Annotated in this window: 17 protein-coding genes; 7 read left to right on the top strand and 10 right to left on the bottom strand. The window is 69.2% G+C overall.

The genetic code is table 11. From position 1 onward, the window contains the following. Positions 1 to 6 precede the first annotated feature (6 nt). Positions 7 to 1,137 (bottom strand): phosphoribosylformylglycinamidine cyclo-ligase, encoded by a 1,131-nt coding sequence (gene purM / locus ACLFA2_RS05865; RefSeq protein WP_029259549.1) that lies wholly within the window; start codon positions 1,135 to 1,137, stop codon positions 7 to 9. A gap of 86 nt (positions 1,138 to 1,223) precedes the next feature. Between purM and ACLFA2_RS05870 the strand changes: the two genes are divergently transcribed. Further along, positions 1,224 to 1,829, top strand: coding sequence for a hypothetical protein (locus ACLFA2_RS05870; protein WP_021199191.1), 606 nt, complete (start codon positions 1,224 to 1,226; stop codon positions 1,827 to 1,829). 163 nt (positions 1,830 to 1,992) lie between these two features. On the opposite strand, the gene ACLFA2_RS05875 is transcribed toward ACLFA2_RS05870, so the two are convergent. Then, positions 1,993 to 2,307 (bottom strand): hypothetical protein, encoded by a 315-nt coding sequence (locus ACLFA2_RS05875; protein ID WP_021199192.1) that lies wholly within the window; start codon positions 2,305 to 2,307, stop codon positions 1,993 to 1,995. Positions 2,308 to 2,412: 105 nt separating this feature from the next. Beyond that, positions 2,413 to 6,588, bottom strand: coding sequence for an HtaA domain-containing protein (locus tag ACLFA2_RS05880; RefSeq protein ID WP_426622200.1), 4,176 nt, complete (start codon positions 6,586 to 6,588; stop codon positions 2,413 to 2,415). 163 nt (positions 6,589 to 6,751) lie between these two features. Here ACLFA2_RS05880 and ACLFA2_RS05885 point away from each other — a divergent pair, with 163 nt between their 5' ends. Genes ACLFA2_RS05885 through ACLFA2_RS05895 form a run of 3 tightly spaced genes read left to right on the top strand, consistent with a single transcriptional unit; the run spans position 6,752 to position 9,698 of the window. Beyond that, entirely contained in the window at positions 6,752 to 7,858 is a 1,107-nt protein-coding gene (locus tag ACLFA2_RS05885; RefSeq protein WP_426622201.1) for a heme/hemin ABC transporter substrate-binding protein, read from the top strand. Continuing rightward, complete coding sequence (locus tag ACLFA2_RS05890) at positions 7,855 to 8,928, top strand: FecCD family ABC transporter permease (protein ID WP_426622202.1); 1,074 nt, start codon at positions 7,855 to 7,857, stop codon at positions 8,926 to 8,928. The genes ACLFA2_RS05885 and ACLFA2_RS05890 overlap by 4 nt, the downstream gene beginning before the upstream one ends. Then, complete coding sequence (locus tag ACLFA2_RS05895; RefSeq protein ID WP_426622203.1) at positions 8,925 to 9,698, top strand: heme ABC transporter ATP-binding protein; 774 nt, start codon at positions 8,925 to 8,927, stop codon at positions 9,696 to 9,698. The genes ACLFA2_RS05890 and ACLFA2_RS05895 overlap by 4 nt, the downstream gene beginning before the upstream one ends. Positions 9,699 to 9,709: 11 nt before the next feature. Here the strand turns inward: ACLFA2_RS05895 and ACLFA2_RS05900 are convergent, their stop codons facing one another. Continuing rightward, entirely contained in the window at positions 9,710 to 10,159 is a 450-nt protein-coding gene (locus tag ACLFA2_RS05900) for a MarR family winged helix-turn-helix transcriptional regulator (RefSeq protein WP_426622204.1), read from the bottom strand. Between the two features lie 63 nt (positions 10,160 to 10,222). Between ACLFA2_RS05900 and ACLFA2_RS05905 the strand changes: the two genes are divergently transcribed. The 3 genes from ACLFA2_RS05905 to ACLFA2_RS05915 all read left to right on the top strand — a co-directional run bounded on the left by ACLFA2_RS05905 (position 10,223) and on the right by ACLFA2_RS05915 (position 12,007). Beyond that, positions 10,223 to 10,591, top strand: coding sequence for a VOC family protein (locus ACLFA2_RS05905; RefSeq protein WP_426622205.1), 369 nt, complete (start codon positions 10,223 to 10,225; stop codon positions 10,589 to 10,591). 64 nt (positions 10,592 to 10,655) lie between these two features. Beyond that, positions 10,656 to 11,432: an inositol monophosphatase family protein gene (locus ACLFA2_RS05910; RefSeq protein WP_021199199.1), complete on the top strand. Its 777-nt coding sequence runs from the start codon at positions 10,656 to 10,658 to the stop codon at positions 11,430 to 11,432. A 122-nt stretch (positions 11,433 to 11,554) separates the two neighbouring features. Then, a complete protein-coding gene (locus ACLFA2_RS05915) occupies positions 11,555 to 12,007 on the top strand; it encodes a hypothetical protein (protein WP_021199200.1) in 453 nt (150 codons plus the stop codon). 13 nt (positions 12,008 to 12,020) lie between these two features. On the opposite strand, the gene ACLFA2_RS05920 is transcribed toward ACLFA2_RS05915, so the two are convergent. The 6 genes from ACLFA2_RS05920 to ACLFA2_RS05945 are packed head-to-tail and all read right to left on the bottom strand — an operon-like array spanning position 12,021 to position 19,971. Further along, entirely contained in the window at positions 12,021 to 13,721 is a 1,701-nt protein-coding gene (locus ACLFA2_RS05920) for a dihydroxyacetone kinase family protein (RefSeq protein ID WP_426622206.1), read from the bottom strand. A gap of 1 nt (position 13,722) precedes the next feature. Continuing rightward, the gene (locus ACLFA2_RS05925) at positions 13,723 to 14,796 is read right to left on the bottom strand and encodes an aminopeptidase (protein WP_021199202.1); all 1,074 of its coding nucleotides are present in this window, start codon (positions 14,794 to 14,796) and stop codon (positions 13,723 to 13,725) included. Then, positions 14,796 to 16,283 carry an FGGY-family carbohydrate kinase gene (locus ACLFA2_RS05930; RefSeq protein ID WP_021199203.1) on the bottom strand — a complete coding sequence of 496 codons (1,488 nt, stop codon included), beginning with the start codon at positions 16,281 to 16,283 and terminating at the stop codon, positions 14,796 to 14,798. Before ACLFA2_RS05930 ends, ACLFA2_RS05925 begins: the two co-directional genes overlap by 1 nt. Positions 16,284 to 16,307: 24 nt before the next feature. Then, the gene (locus ACLFA2_RS05935) at positions 16,308 to 17,405 is read right to left on the bottom strand and encodes an ABC transporter permease (RefSeq protein WP_021199204.1); all 1,098 of its coding nucleotides are present in this window, start codon (positions 17,403 to 17,405) and stop codon (positions 16,308 to 16,310) included. Between the two features lie 2 nt (positions 17,406 to 17,407). Continuing rightward, positions 17,408 to 18,436, bottom strand: coding sequence for an ABC transporter permease (locus ACLFA2_RS05940; protein ID WP_021199205.1), 1,029 nt, complete (start codon positions 18,434 to 18,436; stop codon positions 17,408 to 17,410). Beyond that, on the bottom strand, positions 18,433 to 19,971 hold the full coding sequence (locus ACLFA2_RS05945; RefSeq protein ID WP_021199206.1) for a sugar ABC transporter ATP-binding protein: 1,539 nt from the start codon (positions 19,969 to 19,971) through the stop codon (positions 18,433 to 18,435). The genes ACLFA2_RS05940 and ACLFA2_RS05945 overlap by 4 nt, the downstream gene beginning before the upstream one ends. Between the last annotated feature and the right edge of the window lie 32 nt (positions 19,972 to 20,003).

Raw genomic sequence — 20,003 nt, forward strand, 5'->3', positions numbered from 1 at the left:
GGGCTCTTACTTCGCTCCGTCCGCGTAGGCGCCGACCAGGCGCACTGCTCCACCGTCGACGCCCTTGGCGCCCTGTTCGAACTCGCCGGCCGGACGCGGCCCGAAGCCGACGGTCCCGACCTGCCACGAGGGCATGCCCTCGGCGTTCAGCGCCGCGATCGCGGCATCCTTCTTCTCCGCGGCGACCACGGCGAGGAAGCCGATGCCGAGGTTCCAGGTGCCCTCCGCCGACTCCAGCGTGGACCCGGCGATATCGCTGAGCACGCGGAAGACCGGGCTCGGCGACCAGCTGCTGCGGTCGACCTCGACCCAACTGCCCTGCGGGAGCACGCGCGCGAGGTTCGCCGCGATGCCTCCGCCGGTGACGTGGCTGAGGGCGTGCACGCCGCCGGTTCCCGTGGAGCCGCCGAGCTGCTCGATCAGACGAAGCAGCGGCAGCGTGTAGAGGCGGGTCGGCTCGAGGAGCGCTTCACCCCAGGTCGTGCCGAAGTCGGCGGCGTTGTCGCCGTAGCCGATGCCCGCGCGGGTCACGATGTGACGAACCAGGGAGTAGCCGTTGGAGTGCAGTCCGCTGGAGGCGACCGCGATCACCGCGTCGCCGTCCTGCACGAGTTCCGCGCCGAGGATCGCATCGGCCTCGACCACTCCGGTCGCCGCTCCCGCCACGTCGTAGTCGCGGGGGCCGAGCAGGCCCGGGTGCTCCGCGGTCTCTCCGCCGACCAGCGCGGTGCCGGTGGCCGAGCATGCCTGGGCGATGCCGCGGACGATGTCGGCGATCCGCTCCGGGACGACCTTGCCGCACGCGATGTAGTCGGTCATGAAGAGCGGCTTGGCGCCCACCACGACGATGTCGTCGACGACCATGCCGACCAGGTCCTGCCCGATCGTGTCGTGCTTGTCGATCGCCTGCGCGATCGCGACCTTCGTGCCGACGCCGTCGGTGCTGGTCGCGAGCAGCGGGCGACGGAAGTCGCGCAGCGCGCTGGCATCGAACAGGCCGGCGAAACCGCCGACACCGCCGAGCACTTCGGGACCGTGCGTCGCGCGCACGGAAGACTTCATCAGCTCGACGGCGAGATCACCTGCAGCGGTGTCGACGCCGGCTTCGGAATAGGGATTGGTGGGGGAGGCAGCCACGTCTCCAGCCTACCGCCCGCGGCCGGTCCGACTCTCCGCGAAGTCGGACCTCGGATCCGGAGCCCCGAGCCGCCTACGATGGGGCCATGGCCGACAAGCCGCAGTGGCTCATCCGCGAAGACGCGAGCGTACCCGTGCTCGTCGCGCTCGCGCTGCGGCAGCGCCTCGGCATCCGGGTTCCGGAAGACCTGCCGAGCCTCCGCGAACTCGCCGTCCGCGCGCCGGATGCCGTCGACGCCTCCCCCACGATCGAGGCCCAGTGGCGCGACTACTGGGACATGACGGTCGAGCCGCGCGCGCATCCTTCCGACGTGCCACTCGAGCTCATCGACGGGTTCGACACCCTGGTCGCCCTGCCCGCCCACGGTGCGGAGGAGCTCACAGCGGCCATCGCCCCGCAGGCGACGTCGGCTCTGCTCTACGCGCGCGCCGCGCACGACCGCTACGTGAGTTCGATGAAGAGCCACACCGGAGGCGACGCATACCGCGCCTATGCGAGTGCGATCGCGGAGTTCGAGCGCGAAGTCGGCCGACGCGCGCACTCGTTCGAGCTCAACGTGCAGGTGCTGCCGTTCTCGCAGCGCGGCATCTGGTGGATCGGAGCGCTCACGGTGGCGGTGACCGACGGTCTGCGCCGCGACGTCGTGGCGTTCGACGCCGCGATCCGTCCGGTGATCGCCGAGCTGGCCTAGCCCCCGCAGCTTCCGGGATCCACCGTCCCCGCGAGTGCACGGATTGCTTGCGAGTGCACGGGATAGCTGCGCGAAGAAGCCGTGCACTCGGCGGTACGCCGTGCACTCGGCGATACGCCGTGCACTCGGCGGTACGCCGTGCACTCGGCGGTAGGTGAAGGGGTCAGTCCTCGTCGACGACGGTTTCGCGGTCGACCCGGACGACGCGGTCGTGACGGCGGGCGATGCGCTCCAGGATCAGACCGGTGACGCCGCCGAGCGCGATGCCGATCGGCACCGTCCACAGCAGCAGGAAGCCGAACACCTGACCGGGCGGGTAGACGACGTCGAGGGCCTGCGACTCGTCGAAGCTGCCGGTCCAGGTGAGGATGCCGGCGGCGATCACGCCGACCACGACGCCGATGCCCATGAGCACGCCGTACCGCGGCACACGGCGCACGGTCGCTTCGACGGTCTGGTGGGAATCGGTGGGGGCCATGCATCCATTGTCCCACCGCCGACGCGTGTCGCGTACCCGGGGCGTCGCGGAAGGACGGCCCTCCCCGCGTCCGCTGCGGGGAGGGCCGTCCGTATCGCGTCTCGACTAGACCTCGGTCGTCGTCTGCGCGGTCTCTTCCGTGCGGTTGCGGCGGGCGATGAGCACACCACCGGTCGCCGCGAGGGCGACGACGATCAGGCCGCCCACGATCCACGGCCACACGGGGGCGCCGTCTGATGCCGCGGGCTCGGTCGCGGTGGTCACCGCGGCGGTGGCCTCGGAGTCGGAGGCGGGCTTCTCCTCCGCGACGCCGCAGGCCGCGCCCACCGGGATCACGGCGGTGACCGGGTCGAGCTGCTCGCCTGCGGCGTAGGTGCCGAATGCGGATGCTCCGGCCTCGGTCAGCGTGGTCGGGACTGCGTCGAGCGTCAGCACGCCGTCGACGACCGCCGCGTCGCCGAGCGCGAACTCCGCGAGGCGAACGCCCTTCTGGTCGATGCTCTCGCCGCCCTGCGTCGTACCGGTCACGTCGAAGACCAGGTAGCCCTTGTCCCCAGCGAGCTCGACGGCCGCATTCCCGAGCGTCGTGTTGAGCGCACCGTCGTGACCCGTGAAGGTGATGCTGCCGCCGTAGGTCACGAGGCCCGCGAGGGTCTTGTCGTCGAACGATCCGGTGCCGTTCTCCCACACGTAGTCGGGGTACTGGTAGGCCACGTCGGTCAGCGTCCACCCGCCCTTCGCGATGCCCTCGATGTAGGTGCGGAACGACTCCTTGTATCCCCACTTGAGAGTTGCGCCCTCGACCGTGCACACACCGATCGTGGTGTTCGCCCTGTTCAGGGTGAACACGAGACCGCGGTTCACCGAGCCCTGGAACGTGAGGGTGTGCTCGCCGTCCTCGAGGCTTGCCGGCAGCGAACCCGACCAGGTCGCGACGCCGTTCGCGTCGGCCGTCACCGTCTCGAGCAGCACGGGCGTCGAGTACACGACGACCTTGATGCCCTGCTCGTTCGCGCGGAACCCGGATGCCGACACCGTGGCCGGCTGGCCCGCTCCGAGGGCTGCGAGGTTCTCGTCGTCTGCCTGGATGCCCTCGGTCGCCGGCGGGGCAGCAGGGAGGGTGGTCTTCGGCTTCACGACAGCGGCAGCAACCGTTCCGCTCGAACCGGCCGGCGCCGCCGCGACGGAGCCGATCGTGAATGTCACCGGGTTCAGCGCGGTGCCGTAGCCGGCGAGCACGCGGTCTCGACCGGCATCCGTCAGCGCCGCGGGCGCCGCCGTGTAGGTCACGGCACCGTTGGCCGCGATGCGCGCCGCGTTGGAGAGATCGAGCGTCGCGAACGGCACCTGTGCGCCGCCGCTCGTGACGTACAGCGTCGCCGCCGATGCCGAGGTGATGCGGATCTGCGGGTTCGACACGGTCACATCGAGCACGCCCTGGTGACCGGTGAAGCGCACCGAGCCGCGATAGACGACGCTGCCGAGGCCGGTGTTCACGTCGAAGTCGCCGCCGACGGTCTGACCGAACTGGAACTGCCCGCCCGAACGGGTCGCGCCGTCGGAGACCGCGATGGAGCCCTTCGCGATGTCACCCGTGATGTAGTTCGTGAACGACGACGAGATCGCCCAGCGGAGTGATCCGCCAGGGACGTTCGTGGGCGGAGTCGTCGGGGTGACGGGCTTCTCCGGCACCGTCACACCGAACAGGTCGTCCCACTGCTGCGGGGTGATCGTCACGGTCGAGCGGGCGTAGATCGTGCTCGCGTCGGGCATCGAATGCTGCTTCCACACGATGACCTCATACGACTTCGTGCGGTCGAGGTTCTTCGCCGCGGTCGTGAGATCGACCGCGAAGGCACCGAACGTGACCTTCTGCACGTACTGCATCGCGAGGAACCCACCATCGGCACTCACGTTGCCCTCGGTGCCGGCTTCGATCAGGGCGACATAGGCTCCAGGGATCTCGCCGAGATTGGTGGCCGCTGCTGCGACGGTCAGGCCGTCCTTCGCGGTCGCAACCTTGACCGTCGTGCCCACAGTCGGCCCCGCCGGGAAGAGCGCGTCCCACTGCTCGTCACTGACTGTGATGGCGCCGCGAGCGTAGATCGTGTTCGCATCGGGCATCGAGTGCTGCTTCCAGACGATCACCTCATACGCCTTCGTGCGGTCGAGCTTGTCGGCCGCGGCCGTCAGGTCCACCGTGAACGCGCCGCCCGTGACCTTCTGCACGTACTGCATCGCGACGAACCCGCCGCCTGCGGTGACGCTCCCTTCGGCGCCCTTCTCGATCACAGCGACGTAGGCACCGGTGATCGCACCGAGCTTCGAAGCCGCAGCGGTGATGGTCAGGCCGTCCTTCATGCTCGCCGACTTCACCGTGGAGGTGATGACCGAGGTGTCGCCGTAGTTCAGGGCGACGCTGCGCTCCTGGTCGGCGTTGACCACGCCACCGGCGGCATACGTGTAGATCCCATAGGAACCGGGGGCCGCCGCGGCGTCCTTCAGCGTCAGCGTCGCCTGGAACGTGCCGTCGGCGGCGATGTCGACCCACTGCGCACGGATCGCGCTCTGGTACTGCTCGGGAACCTGGTTCAGCACCCCCTCGGCCAGAGCCCAGGCCTGCGCGCCCACCGATCGGGTCGACGATGCCGCACCCGTCGAAGGCTGCCATGTCGAGCCGAAGTTGCCGAAGACCACGTAGGTGCCCTGCGGAAGGTGCTGGGGGATCGGCATCCCGCGTCCACCGACATTCGCGGTCGGGTCATAGCCCGAGCCCTTCACGACGACCTTGTCACCGGCTTTGAGAGCCACACCTGCGGCCGGAGTCGTGCCGTCGGCGAGGAACACCTCGATCGCCGCCGAGACCGGAGCCGGCTGCAGGCTCTCCCACTGTGCGTCGGTGACGGCGATGGTCGAGCGTGCATAGATCGTGCTCGCATCGGGGTTCGAGTGCTGCTTCCACGCGATGACCTCGTAGGACTTCGTGCGGTCGAGCTTGTCGGCGGCGGCGGTCAGGTCCACCGTGAAGGCGCCGCCGGAGATCGGGCGCACGTACTGCATCGCCAGGAACCCGCCGCTGCCGGTGACGTTCGCCTCGGTGCCCTTCTCGATCAACGCGACGTACGCACCCGGGATCGCTCCGAGCTTGGTCCCGGAGGCCGTGACGGTCAGACCGTTCGTCGCCGTCGCCGTCTTCACGGCTGTGGAGACCGTCGGAGTCTCGGTGTAGTTCAGGGCGACACTGCGCTCCTGGTCGGCGTTGATCACGCCACCGGCCGCATACGTGTAGATCCCGTAAGACCCCGGCGTCGCCGCGGCATCCTTCAGGGTCACGGTCGCCTGGAACGTGCCGTCGGCCGCGATGTCGACCCACTGCGCGCGGATCGCGCTCTGGTACTGCGCGGGAACCTGGTTCAGCACGCCCTCGGCCAGAGCCCACGTCTGCGCACCGACGGAACGGCTCGAAGATACCGCACCCGTCGAGGGCTGCCATGCCGAAGCGAAGTTGCCGAACACCACGTAGGTGCCCTGCGGCAGGTGCTTCGGGATCGGCACACCACGGCCCTCGGTCCCGAGGTTCGCCGCCGGGTCGTAACCCGAGCCCTTCACGACGACCTTGTCGCCGGCTTTGAGCGCCACACCGGCGGCCGGAGTCGTGCCGTCGGCGAGGAACACCTCGATCGTCGCCGACTTCGGGGTCTCGCCCGGGTCCGTACCAGGATCGGTCCCCGGATCCGTACCGGGATCGGTCCCCGGATCCGTGCCAGGATCGGTCCCCGGATCGGTTCCGGGGTCGGTTCCCGGATCGGTGGGGGCGGCACCGAACACCGCGTCCCACTGCCCGGCCGAGATGCCGACGTCGCCGCGGCCGTAAATCGTGGTCTCGTTCGGGTTCGAGTGCTTCTGCCAGACGAGAACCTCATAGGTCTTCGTGCGGTCCAGCGAGCCGGCCGGTGCGTCGAGCGTGAACGTGCTCGCCCCTCCGGCGACGGTCGGCATCACGAAGACGGCGTACCCGCCACCACCGGAGAGGCCCGCCTCCGTCCCCTTCACGATGAGCGCCGCGTATGCGCCCTCGACTTCGGGGAGACCGCTCGCCTGCACCTGCACACTCACTCCGGAGGCGCCTGCGGAGGCGACCGTGGCAGTGACCATCGCACCGGCGGCGTGCGCGGGTGGCACGATCACGGCGCCGGCGGCGATGAGGAGGAAGGAGACGAAAGCGGCGAGCAGCACGCGTATGCGTGCGCTCCCGGGGGATGCTGTGGCTGTGGCGTTCACGGTTCTCCATGGCTCCGGGCGCGCAGAAGCACACGCGCGCCGGCGGTGCCGCAATGCAGTCGGGCGAGGGTTAAATTTTGGTTAGGCTCAGCTAAGTAAGCCGCCGACCCTGAGCGTAGAGGGGGGAATCAGCGCGCGTCAAGTTTTAGGATAGCCTTGCCTAATGCGTCGCGCTTCCGCCCTTCTCCTCGTCGCCGCGTTGGCCGTCGGGCTCACGGCCTGCACCGAGCCGGGAGGCACGGCCGCACCGGCCGCCGTCGCCGACGACGACTGCCCCCAGGCATCCCTCCCGCTCGCCGCACTCGATCTGATCGACGACGTCCGCGCGCACACCGGCCCATCCACCGCCTGCCTCTCGACCCACGCGATCGCGCCCGTCGACGACGACAGCGCTCCGACGCTGCCTGTGACGGTGACCGACAGCGAAGGCCACGAGATCGAGATCACCGATATCGACCGGATCCTCCCGATCGACATCTCGGGCACGATCGCGTCGACCGTGTTCGCACTCGGGCTCGGCGATCAGGTCGTCGGTCGCGACGTCTCCACCGTCTTCGCCGGCACCGAAGACCTTCCCGTCGTGACCAAGACCGGCCACACGCTCAACGCCGAGGCGATCCTCGAGCTGGCCCCGACCGTCGTCCTCACCGACACCACGATCGGCCCGAAGGAGGTGCGTCAGCAGTTGCGCGACGCGGGCATCGCCGTCGTCGTGATCTCCAGCGACCGTCGGCTCGACACCACCGACGCACTCGTGACCGAGATCGCCACCGCGCTCGGCGTGCCTCGCCGCGGGGAAGCGCTCATCGATCGACTGGACGCCTCGGTCGACGAGACGCTCGCGGAGATCGCCGATATCGTTCCCGCCGACGAAGCCGATCGCGCCCGGATGCTGTTCCTCTACGTCCGCGGCAGCGCGAACGTCTACTACATCTTCGGAGAGGACTCCGGAGCCGACTCGCTGATCGACGCGGTGGGCGGGGTCGATGTGGCGGCCGAGATCGGGTGGGAGGGCATGAAGCCGATGACCGCCGAGGCCCTCGTCGCCGCGCAGCCCGACGTGCTGGTGATGATGACCGACGGGCTCGAATCCGTGGGCGGCATCGACGGGCTGATCGAGCGGATCCCCGCCGTGGCGCAGACCCCCGCCGGTGCGAACCGTCGCGTGATCGACATGGCCGACAGCGAGATCCTGAGCTTCGGTCCGCGCACCGCCGACGTGATCGGCGCTCTGGCCCGCGCCCTGTACGCCCCCGAGCCCGCGAAGTGACCGGGGAGGTCGTCACCCCGACTCCGACGAGGCACCGGGGCCTGCGCTTCACCCTGGTGACGGTGGGCCTGGTGATCGCGCTCGCGATCACGTGCATCGTGTCGATCACGAGCGGGCAGTACGACCTCTCCCCCGCCTCCCTCATCGGCGTGCTCCTGCGCGGCGTCGGGGTCGACACCGCGTGGGCTCCGTCGGCTTCCACCGACTACGGCGTGATCTTCACCCTGCGCATGCCCCGCATCGTGCTCGGCCTCCTCGTCGGCGCCGCCCTCGCGGTCTCGGGTGTGCTCATGCAGGCGATCTTCGGCAACCCGCTCGCGGACGCGGGCGTGGTCGGCGTCTCCTCGGGCGCGGCGCTCGGCGCAGCGGCGAGCATCACGTTCGGACTCGCGACCTTCGGCATGTGGACCACGCCCGCGTTCGCATTCCTCGGGGGCCTGGTCGCGGTGTTCTCGGTGTACTTCATCAGTCGCTCCGGAGGTCGCACCGAGGTCGTGACCCTCCTGCTCACCGGTATCGCCATCAATGCGATCGCCGGTGCCGGCATGGCCTTCTTCACTTTCCTCGGCACCACATCCACCCGCGAGCAGATCGTGTTCTGGCAGCTCGGGTCGCTGAACGGCGCGCTGTGGTCGAACATCCAGCTCGTCGCACCGCTCGTGCTGATCGGTGCGGCGGTCGCGCTGATCGTCGCACCGAGCCTGGATCTCTTCGCGCTCGGCGAGCGCACCGCGCGACACCTCGGCGTCAATGTCGAGCTGCTGCGGATCGTGGTGATCGTAACGGTCGCGCTGCTGGTGTGCGCGGCGGTCGCCTTCGCCGGGATCATCGGATTCGCCGGTCTCGTCGTGCCACACCTGATGCGGATGATGATCGGCCCCGCCCACGTGCCGCTCGTGATCGCCTCGGCGCTCGGCGGCGCACTGCTCATCGCGGTCGCCGACCTCGTGGCCCGCACGGCCGTGCCGCTCGCCGATCTGCCCATCGGCATGATCACCTCGCTCGTGGGCGGCCCGTTCTTCCTATGGCTTCTCGTGCGCACCCGTCGTCGCTCGGGAGGGTGGGCATGACCGTCAGGCTCCGCGGGTCGGGACTCACCGTGCGCGTCGGCGAAGGGCGGACGATCCTCGACGACGCGTCCATCGCGATCCGCTCCGGAGAGGTCCACGCTCTCGTCGGGCCGAACGGGGCGGGCAAATCCACCCTGTTCGGAGTGCTATCCGGCGACGTCGCCGCACAGGCGGGAAAGGTCGAGCTCGACGGCCGGCCGATTGACCGAGTGAAGCCGCGCGTGCTCGCCCAGCAGCGGGCCGTGCTGCTGCAGGAGAACACCGTCACGTTCCCGTTCAGCACTGAGCAGGTCGTGCGCATGGGGCGGACGCCCTGGGCACGCACCCCGGCGGCCGAGGACGACGACGAGCTGGTGTCCGCAGCGATGGCGCAGACCGAGGTCACGGCACTCCGGGCCCGCGCGGTGCCGTCGCTGTCCGGCGGCGAGCGCGCCAGGGTCGCCCTCGCCCGCGTGCTCGCCCAGAGCACCGGCCTCCTGCTGCTCGACGAACCGACCGCGGCTCTCGACCTGAAGCACCACGAAGACGTCATGCGGCTGATCCGCGGACGCGCGGATGCCGGGATCGCGGTCGCCATCGTGCTGCACGACCTCAATGCCGCCCTCGCGCATGCCGACCGCGTCACGCTGCTCGCCGAGGGCAGGGTCGCGGCGACGGGCACTCCGGCCGAGGTGCTGACCGCCGAGCGGATCGAGCAGGTCTACGGCCAGGCGGTCGACGTGTTCCCGCACCCCGTGACCGGGGTTCCATTGGTGGTGGCGCGACGCTGATCCGCCCGGGGCTAGGACTCCTCCCGCAGCGAGCGGATCATGCTCCGGAGGATCTTCAGCGCTCCCGCCTGCTCGTCCTCGGTCATCCCGGACAGCATCCGGACCTCCACCGAGCGGACGGCGGCAGTCGCCTTCGCGAGACTCTCACGACCGCGGTCGGTGAGGCGGGCGGGGAGAGCCTTGCCGACCGGGGCCTCCGCCGGCCTGGTCACGAACCCGTCCCGCTCCAGCGCCTGCAGCAGCACGTTCATCGACTGTCGCGTGACGAATGCACCTCGTGCGAGCTCGGAGTTCGACAAGCCGGGTCGCTGAGAGAGCAGTTCGAGGCAGGAGTAGTGGGTGATGGTCATCCCGAGCGGGCGCAGCACCTCTTCCATCGCGGCACGCAGGGCGCTGGACGCTTCTTTCAGCAGGTAGCCCAGTGAGGTGTCGAGGTCGATCCCATCGCGGTCTTGACTCATGTCAGTATTCTGACATACGCTGATCTGTGTCAGAAAACTGACACAACACGAAGGATATTGCCCATGCCTGTCACCGGCCCCGACTTCATCTCCCTGCAAGCACGCGATCTCGCCGCCTCGCGGGCGTTCTACGAGCACTACCTCGGCCTCGTCCGCTCCCCGGCAGGACCGCCTCACGCCGTCGTCTTCGAGACGACCCCCATCGCGTTCGCCCTCCGCGACGTCGCACCGGGCACCGACCTGACCGACATCGACCAGCCCGGCATCGGCACCGCGATCTGGCTCCACGCCACCGACGTCCAGGCCATCCACGATGCACTCCTCGCCGATGGCCACACGATCGTCGCGGACCCGATCGATGGACCTTTCGGGCGCACCTTCACCTTCGCCGACCCGGACGGATACCGGATCACCCTCCACGACCGCGCCTGACCCCCTCCGCGTGAGCCGGCCGGCGCTATGCTGGAGGGTCGCCCACCGGAGGACCGATATCGCCATGCCGTCTGCATCCGACCTGCTCGACATCGCCCTCTCCGCGGCCTCAGCCGGAGCCGCCGTGCTCGCCGAGGCGGCGAGGGATCGCGACGCCTCCTCCGATGGACTGGGACTCCGCACCAAGGGCGCATCCGGCGACGTGGTCACCGAGATCGATCTGCGGGCCGAACGTGCCATCCGCGCCGTCATCGCCGAGCATCGCCCCGACGACGAGGTGTCGGGCGAGGAGTACGCGACCACCGGCTCCGGCTCCGCGCTCCGCTGGTCGATCGACCCGCTCGACGGCACCTCGAACTTCGTCCGAGGACTCCCGCACTACGGGTCGTCCGTCGCTGTGCAGGACGTGGACTCCGGTGCCTGGCTCGCCGGCGTCGTGCATGCGCCCGAGCTCGATCACGTCTACTCCGCGGGGTCAGGACTCGGCGCGTACCGCGAGTCTGGCGGCATCCGGAGACGGCTGCGCGGACCGGCGACCGACGCCACTCCCGTGCTGCTCGCCGTCGGGTTCTCCTACGACCCCGAGCAGCGGGCGCGGCAGCTCGCGGAGCTCCCGACGCGCATGTCGGCGTTCACGGATCTGCGCAGCATCGGGTCTGCCGCGCTCGGACTGTGCCTGGTCGCAGAGGGCAGCGTCGACGCCTTCATCGAAACCGACCTGTACGAGTTCGACTGGGCAGCGGGCGCGCTCATCGCCGAAGAGGCAGGGCTCATCGTGAAGCGTCCGGCGACGATGCGGGGCGGCATCGTCGCCCATCCACCGCACCTGCCGGTCGCGTAGACCGATCCGAAAGCCCGCGATCTCTCACCCGAACGGGGCTGGACGGGGACCCGCGCCCCTACAATCGCGGTGAGGCGAAGCGCCAGGCCGAGATCCGGGCACCGGCGCGAGGGAGGGCTCTGGTGTTCGGTTCGAAGAAGAGGAAGCAGAAGCTCGACGACCTGATGGAGCAGCTCCGTCCCGACCTGAGTCGGAAATCGCTCGGCGTCGGACCCGACTTCCCCGGCGTCGCCCCGAACCCGCTCCTGAGCGGTGAGGCACGCAGGCGCAATGCGGAACTGCGCACAGGCACGCTCGCGCTCGGCGTTCTCGTCGACTGGCGGGAGGTCAGCAGCGACGGCAGTCCCCGCGTGGTCCTGATGCTCGATGTGGAGACCGCCGACGGCATCTCGTTCCGCGGCATCGCGGACGAAGACCTCACGATCACCGCGCTCACCCGACTCGCCGCCGGGCAGACGATGCCGGTGCGCTACCGTCCGGCGGTCATGGACCACTACGTCGCCCTCGCCGAAGACGCCGACCCCGTCCGTGTTCAGGAGCTCGCCGACGAGATCGCGAGTCGCCGGCGGGGCTGACCCGCACCGCGCCCTAGACGCCGGTCTGACCTGTGCCCTGCTGCTCTCTCACGACCTCCTCGAGGAACCGTGCCACGGCGACCGAGCCGGGATCCGCGTGACCGACCGAGCGCTCCTGCTGCCAGCCCGCGCGACCACGCCGAGACTGCCATCCGCTGCTCTCGGTGACCGCGGCGAGCGCCGCCTCCGATGCTCCGGCCGCATCCGCTCCGGCCTCCAGCGCTTCCGCGACGGGGAGCAGCACGTCGATGACGGTCTTGTCGCCGCGCACGGCCCCGCCCTGCGCGCCGATCGTCGCCGCCACCGTCTGCACGATGTCGACGAGGCCAGCGCGATCGAGGTGGATCCCCTGCGGCACCTGCTCCGCAGCGGCGAGCAGGCCGCTTCCGAGCAGCGCCGCGAAGGTCGAGGGGTTCGCTGCGGCGAACGCATCACCCGCCGCGCGCAGGATGCTGCGGGCGTCGAGGTCATCCGGAAGTTGTCGCAGTGCATCGGCGACCGCCGCGCTGCCGACCGCGACCGTGACACCGAGGTCGCCGTCGCCGAGCGCGGCATCCAGGGTGCGGAGCTCTTCGCGGTGCCGCTCCATCTGCGGCAGCACGGTCAGGAGCAGGTCGCGCAGGTCGCTGCGGGATCCGGCCAGGGTCACCTCGACCGTGGCCGCGTCTTCGTCAACGGCGGTCTCGGCCATGAGCACGCGCCCCACCGGAGCCGCCCCCTGACGGAAGAACGGTGATCCCGCCGGGTCGTGCAGCAGCTCCTCCAACTCGTCGTCGAGCTGCATGATCGACAGCGAGGCTCCGGCCATCTCCAGGCTTGTTACGTACTCCCCGATGAGCCGGTAGCCGATGGTCACCCCGGCGTCCGCGAGCGTGTGATGCACCCGCCGATACATCACGTAGAGCTCTTCGAGCGGCGTCGAGCCCAACCCGTTCACGAGCACGGCCACTCGGCGCCCCTCGGTCAGGTCGAGCTCCGTCCCGATCTCAGCCAGGAACCGGTCGGTGATCGCATCTGCCGTCTCCAACGGGCCGCGGTGGGTGCCGCGCTCTCCGTGGATGCCGACACCGATCTCCATCTCGCCCTCATCGAGCGTGAAGGTCTCCTCCCCCGCTGACGGGAGCACGGTCGGCGACAGGCCGACACCCATGGTGCGGGTCGACTCCGACGCCTTGCGGGTCACCCGCTCGACCTCGTCGAGGGAGGCCCCGCGGTCGGCCATCGCCCCCGCGACCTTGTAGACGAGCACGAGCCCTGCCACACCACGGCGGGAGTCCGCGCGATCGGTCGGCGCGGACTGGATGTCGTCGGCACCGAGCACCGTGCGCACCTCGATGCCCTCGGCACGGCAGCGCTCGGCGGCGATGTCGAAGTTCAGCACGTCGCCGCCGTAGTTTCCGTAGAGGTAGAGGAGTCCGGCGTCGGAGTGCACGGCGACGGACGCGGCATGGATCTGGGCGGAGCTCGGCGAGGAGAAGACGTTCCCCACGGCGACCGCCGAGCACAGGCCGCGACCGACGTAGCCGAGGAAGAACGGCAGGTGCCCCGAACCGCCACCCGTGACGATGCCGACGCGCCCCGGTGCCGGAGCATCCGTCCGCGCCAGCGCACGTCGGTCCGCCGTGACCGCCCGCAGCTCGTCGGGGTGCGCGAGGAGGATGCCTTCGAGCGTCTCGTCTACGAACGTCTGAGGGTCGTTGATGATCTTGCGCATGTCAGTGCTCCTGCCCGGAGAGGATCGGATCGTAGGTCGTGCGGTCGATGAGCACCCGCCCGTCGGCCTCGAGCCTGCCAGAGGACCGCAGGTCCTTCACGATGTCCCAGTGGATGGCCGACTCGTTCTTGCCCCCGCACTGCGGGTAGGAGCGGCCGAGCGCGATGTGCACCGTGCCGAGGATCTTCTCGTCGATCAGCAGGTCGCCGGTCATCGTCTGCACATGCGGGTTGGTGCCGATGCCGAGCTCGCCCACGCGGCGGGCGCCGTCGGCCTCGAGGATGCGCTCCACGAGGGCGAGGCCGCGGGTGGCCGACACCTTCTCCACCCGCCCTGCCACGAATTCGAGCCGGAGGTCGGAGATGGTCGCCCCGCCGAACCAGAACGAACCGGGGAACGTGATGTGCCCGTCGACGCCGTCTTCCACCGGAGCGGTGGCGACCTCGCCGTCGGGCAGATTCGCCTCCCCCGCGAACGGCACCCAGGTGCGGCCGGCGCAGTTCAGGCGCAGATCGGTGTCGTCGTCGAGGATGCGGACCATCGAGGTGCGGTTCAGCTCGGAGCAGAGCTGTTCGAGGTGCGCGCGGTGCGCTGTCCAATCGGCGAGCGTGCCGGCGAAGAACTCCTGCTCCAACTGCTCTCGGGACACACCGATGAGTGCCGCCCACTCGGGGGTGGGAATACGCACGAGAGTCCACCTGGTGCCCTGCCAGCGTGCGGTCGACACGAGGCCCTTGCCCTCGCGCTGCAGGCTGAGCCTGGCGCCGTCGATCTCCTCCGCCGGCGGTTCCATACCTCGGAACGAGACGTGCACATCGGCCCACTCCATCGAAGCCAGCTCGAGCGGTGCGGCCTCACGCAGCAGCGACTCGCTCGCGTGTTCGAGCGCGAACCGGTCGTACTTCTCCTCGACGAGCAGCACCTGGGGCATCCCGCCCCGGCGATACACCTCCTCCACGAAGGCGTCCACGGCATCGAGCACCGAGGAGGTCGTCGCGAACACCGAGACCTTCGTGCCCTCGCCGACCTCGTTCACCTCGGCGAGATGCTCCGCCAGTTCCTGCCACCTGCTCATCAGTCCACCTCTCTCAGCGCGCGCAGGGCGCGGTACGTCTTCGGGAAACTCTCGTAGGCGGCCTGCAACTGCGGGGCGGGATTCTCCTGGGGTACGACCTCGCCCGAGAAGGCGACCCAGCTTGCGGCCTGCTTCTCCGTCACGGCACCCAGGCCGATCGCCGCGAGCATCGCATCCCCGTAGGCCGCCCCGAGCGTCGCGGCGGTCTGCTGACGAAGACCCGTCAGGTCACTGACCGTCTGCACCATCACCTCGTTGTGCGTTCCGCCGCCGATCGCGACCACGCGCGGCTCGGCAGCACCGGCATCGAGCAATGCGGAGACCGCGAGCGCGATCGACTCCCCGACCCCTTCGACCACCGCACGGGCGAGATCGGCACGACCGGTCGCGAGCGTGAGACCGCTGAACAAGGCCCTGGCATCGGGGTCGTGCAGGGGTGTGCGCTCCCCGCTGAAATGCGGCAGGTGCAGCACGCCGTTCGCGCCCGGCGGCGCTGAGCGCACGAGTTCCATCAGGCGCCCGAACATCGCCGTGTCGCCGTCGCCGTCGTCGAGTCCGAGCATGTCGGCGATCCATCGCGTCGCCGTGCCCGCCGTCGAGGTTCCGGCAGCGAGGACATAACGCCCGGGCAAAGCGAACGGCGCCGCCCACAGCCGCGGATCCGCATGCGGCTCGTCGGTCACGCGGATGAAGTACCCGCTCGATCCGTACATGAGCATCAGGTCGTCGGTGGCCACGACCGATGCGCCGACCGCCTCGGCGACGGCATCCGTCGTGCCCACCAGCACCGGAGTGCCCTCGGGGATGCCGGTCGCCATGGCCGCCGCGGCTGTGACCGTGCCCGCGACATCCGTCGACCACCCGAGCCGGGGCAGAGTCTCCGGGCGGATCAGGTCGTCGATCCCATCGAGGCCCCAGTCGAGCCGAGCGAGGTCATAGCCAGGGTGGAAGTACCCCGCCGTCGCGTGGTCGATCACGACTTCGCCGGTAAGGCGCGCGACCAGATAGCTCTGACTGGTGAGATACCACCGGGTGCGTGCGGCGACTGCTGGTTCGTTGCGCTCGATCCACAGGATCTTCGGGCCCGCGGACTGACTCGTCAGCGCATTGCCCGCCCGCCGGAAGATCTCCTCGCGCCCGAGGCGCGTCTCGAGGATGTCGATCTCCGCAGTGGCCCTGGTGTCGACCCCATAGAGGATGGCCGGGCGCAGCGGACGCAGCTCGGCATCGACCGGCAGCACGCACGGACCGATCGCGCTGCAGGCGACCGCGGCGATCACGGCATCCGGCATCGCCTTCCGTAGCGTCGAGGCGACCTCGACGACATCGTGCCACCACACTGCATCGGCATCCTGTTCGACCATGCCAGGCGCGGGAGTGCTGATCCCGTGCCGGACGCGCGCCTCGGCGTGCACGTGACCTGTGGCATCGATCAGCACGCCCTTGGTCTCATAGGTTCCGACATCGATGCCGAGGAACAGTTCCATCAGGATGCCTTTCGGATGCGCGGGTCAGGCCCGGGGGATCTCTGCGAGCGCGATCGTCTCGGTCTGACTGCTGGGTGCCCGGCGCGGCCTTCGTTTGACCCTCACCTGATCGAACACCATCACCGCGATCAGGATCACCCCCTGCGCGATCGCGTACTCGTAGGCCGAGAGCCGGATCGCCGTGAAGCCGGACTGCACGACCTGCAGCACGAGCGTCGCGAGGACCACTCCGGTGATGGTCGCGAACCCGCCGGTGGGGTTCGTGCCGCCGAGCACCGCGATCACGATCACGAGCAGCACGTACGACGTGCCGTAGTCGGCGCTCGCCGTCGGGTTGCGGGAGAGGAACACCAGACCCGCGATGCCACCGAGCACACCCGTCGTCACGTACGTGCCGTAGAGCACGCTCGTGCTGCGGATGCCGGAGTACATCGCGGCCGTCGAGTTCGCCCCCTGCAGCTGTGTGCGTCGTCCGAACGGCGTACGCGTGATCAGCACCCCGATCAGAACAGCGACCACGAGGAATTCGAGGAACAGAAGAGGGATGCCGCCGACCGTCGCCTGCCCGACCGTGGAGAGCACCGCCGGGGTGCCGTAGAGCGTGGTGCCCCCGGTCCAGACGATCGCGATGCCGTTGAAGATCTGCATCGTGGCCAGCGTCGCGAGGATAGGCGTGATGCCTACCGTCGCGATCAGGAAGCCGTTGACGGCTCCCGCGAGCGCGCCGACCAGGACGCCGACCAGGGCGATGAGGCCGCCCATCGACTCGGCGGTCGCCGGATCGCTGCTGGCGATCGCCGTGAACATCGTGCTGACGGTGATCGCCGAGAGGTTCGCGATCGCCACCAGTGACAGATCGATCCCTCCGGTGAGCATGGCGAGCGCCATGGCGATGGCGAGGATGCCGACCTCGGGCGAGGCGACCATCATGTTCTGCAGGTTGATCGGATTGAGGAAGACCCTCGGGTTCAGGATCGCGAACAGTCCGAACGCGAGTGCGAACAGCACCAGCATCCGGCCGACGCCACGATTCACGTGGATACGGCCGAGCAATGACCGCACCGACCGATCGACCTGGTCGTTCATCCGGGCGAACTGCCCGGGAGGGGTCGTCTGAGGCATGGTCACTCCTTCACCGTGTCGAGGACGAACGTCCGACGAGAGGCGCGGCGGGCCATGACGGCCTGGATCCCCACGCCGATCACCAGCAGGAACCCGACGGCGGCACGCTGCCAGGCCGTGGGCACGCCCATCAGGATGAGACTGTTGTTGATGATCTGCACCAGCAGCACGCCGAGCACGGTGCCGGTGACGGTGCCGCGTCCGCCGAAGATCGAGGCCCCGCCGAGCACGACCGCGGCGATCACGTCGAGCTCGGTGCCGACCAGGTCTTGCGGGTTGGCGCTGCGCCCGAGCACGACGTGGATGAGTCCGCCGATCGCAGCGACCGCCCCGACGAGCACGTAGAGCATGATCTGCAGGCGCACGACCGGGAAGCCGGCCCGTCGCGCCCCCTCCAGGTCGCCGCCCATGGCGTAGATGCCGCGGCCGAACATCGTACGGCGCAGAACGAACGCGGCACCGATCACGAGCAGCACGACCGGCACGATCAGCATCGGCAGATAGGCGCGGGTCGACTCGATCGAGATGAGGTTCGCCGTCGACAGCCAGGAGATGCCATCCGGCAGCTCGGCGATGTACTTGGAGCCGATGTAGGCGAGCAGCACGCCCTTGAAGATGCCCTGCGTCGCGAGAGTCACGATCAGGGTGGGGAGCCGGAACCGGGCGATCACGATGCCGTTGACGAACCCGAGGGCGCCACCGATCACGATCGCGAACGAGAGGATGCCGATCAGTCCGAAGTCGAGGGTTCCGCCCTGGGCGAGTGACACGGTCGTGTAGGCGGCGAAGATGCCGATGGCAGCGAACGACACATCGATGCCGCCGGAGATGATCACGAAGAGCACCGCGAGCGCGAAGACCATCGGCACCAGAGTGGAGCGCAGGATGGAGAACAGCGTGTGCACGCTGAAGAAGGCGGGGTTCACGGCGCACATCACGATCACCAGGACGAGGATGATGCTCGCGAGCACGAGCTCGTTCGACATGCGTCCGATGCGGGGAAGGCGGATGCGGGCGTCGGTGGCGCTCACGCGGCCATCACCTCCTGGATTCGAGGCGCGGCGATCTCGTCGCCGGCCAGTCGTGAGACGATCTCGCCGCGGCGCACCACGAGCACGCGGTTGCAGAGCGAGACGAGTTCGGGCACGTCGTCGGAGATCATGATCACGCCCATCCCGTCGTTCGCTGCCTCGCGGAGGATCTGCAGGATCTCTTCCTTCGACCCCACGTCGACACCGACCGTCGGTCCGTTCAGGATCAGCACCCGCGGCTTGGTCGCGAGCCACTTGGCCAGTACGACGCGCTGCGCATTGCCGCCGGACAGCGATCGCACGGGCGCCTCGACGCTCGGCGCCTTGATGCGCAGGCGCGAGAACAGTCGGGAGATGGTCTCGGCGGTGCGCTTTCGACTCAGCAGCACCTTGCCGACCGCGTGCTCGCTCAGGGAGCCCGCGATGATGTTGTCGGAGATCGACTTGTCGAGGAACAGGCCCTGGGTGAGCCGGTCCTCCGGCACGTATCCGATGCCCGCGTCGACGGATGCCCGGATGCTGCCTGGTCGCACGGCGCGGCCGCCGACGGTGACGGTTCCGGACTGTGGAGTGAGCAGGCCGAACAGCGCATCGGCGATCTCACCACGGCCCGAGCCGAGCAATCCGGTGAGGCCGAGGATCTCGCCCGGCTGCAGGTCGAAGGAGACATCCGTGAAGGCGCCAGGCAGATCGAGGTGCTCCACACGCAGCAGCGGCTCAGCCTCCTCGTCGACCTCGACGACGACGCGCGAGTCATCCACCGCACGGCCGGTCATGGCATGGGTGAGGGAGGCCACGTCGAACTCGTCGGCCGGACCGTTCGCGACCAGGCGCCCTGAACGCAGCACCGTGATGTCCTGCGACACCTGCAATACCTCGTCGAGCTTGTGGCTGACGAACACCAGGGCGACGCCGCGTTGCTGCAGTCGGCGCACGAGAGTGAAGAGCCGCTCGACCTCGGAGTGGGTGAGAGCCGTGGTCGGCTCATCCATGAAAATGACCCTGGCATCCTGCACGAGCGCCCGGCAGATCGCGGTGAGCTGCCGGTCGGCGACCGAGAGCCGTTCGACATCGGTGTCGAGGTCGAGGGTGAGCCCCAGCTCCTCGACGATGCGCTGCGCCTCGGGACGCCGCTTCTTCGAGCTGTAGAGCTTGCGCCGCGCGGCGATCGCGGCCGGGAGCACGATGTTCTCGGCCACGGTCAGGTTGGGGAAGAGCGAGAAGTCTTGGTAGATGACCTGGATGCCGGCGCGCAGGGCCTGCGTCGGCGAGAGATGGGTGAGCGGTTCGCCATCGAGCAGGATCTCCCCCGCCTCCGGCTTCTCGACCCCGCTGATGATCTTGATGAGCGTGGATTTGCCGCATCCGTTCTCGCCGGCCAGGCAGTGCACCCGCCCGGGGTAGAGGGTGATCGCGACGTCGTCGAGTGCGACGACCCCACCGAACACCTTCCGCACCCCTGTGACCTCGAGAACGGGCCTGGGCTCGGGTGCGTGCCCCGCCTCGGGCGCCGGCTGCGCCTGTTCTGCGTTCATGTTCTTCCTCCGGGGCGGGGCCGCACGCTGGC

The sequence above is a fragment of the Microbacterium sp. As-52 genome (genome assembly GCF_049949185.1).
Lineage (GTDB): Bacteria > Actinomycetota > Actinomycetes > Actinomycetales > Microbacteriaceae > Microbacterium > Microbacterium maritypicum_A.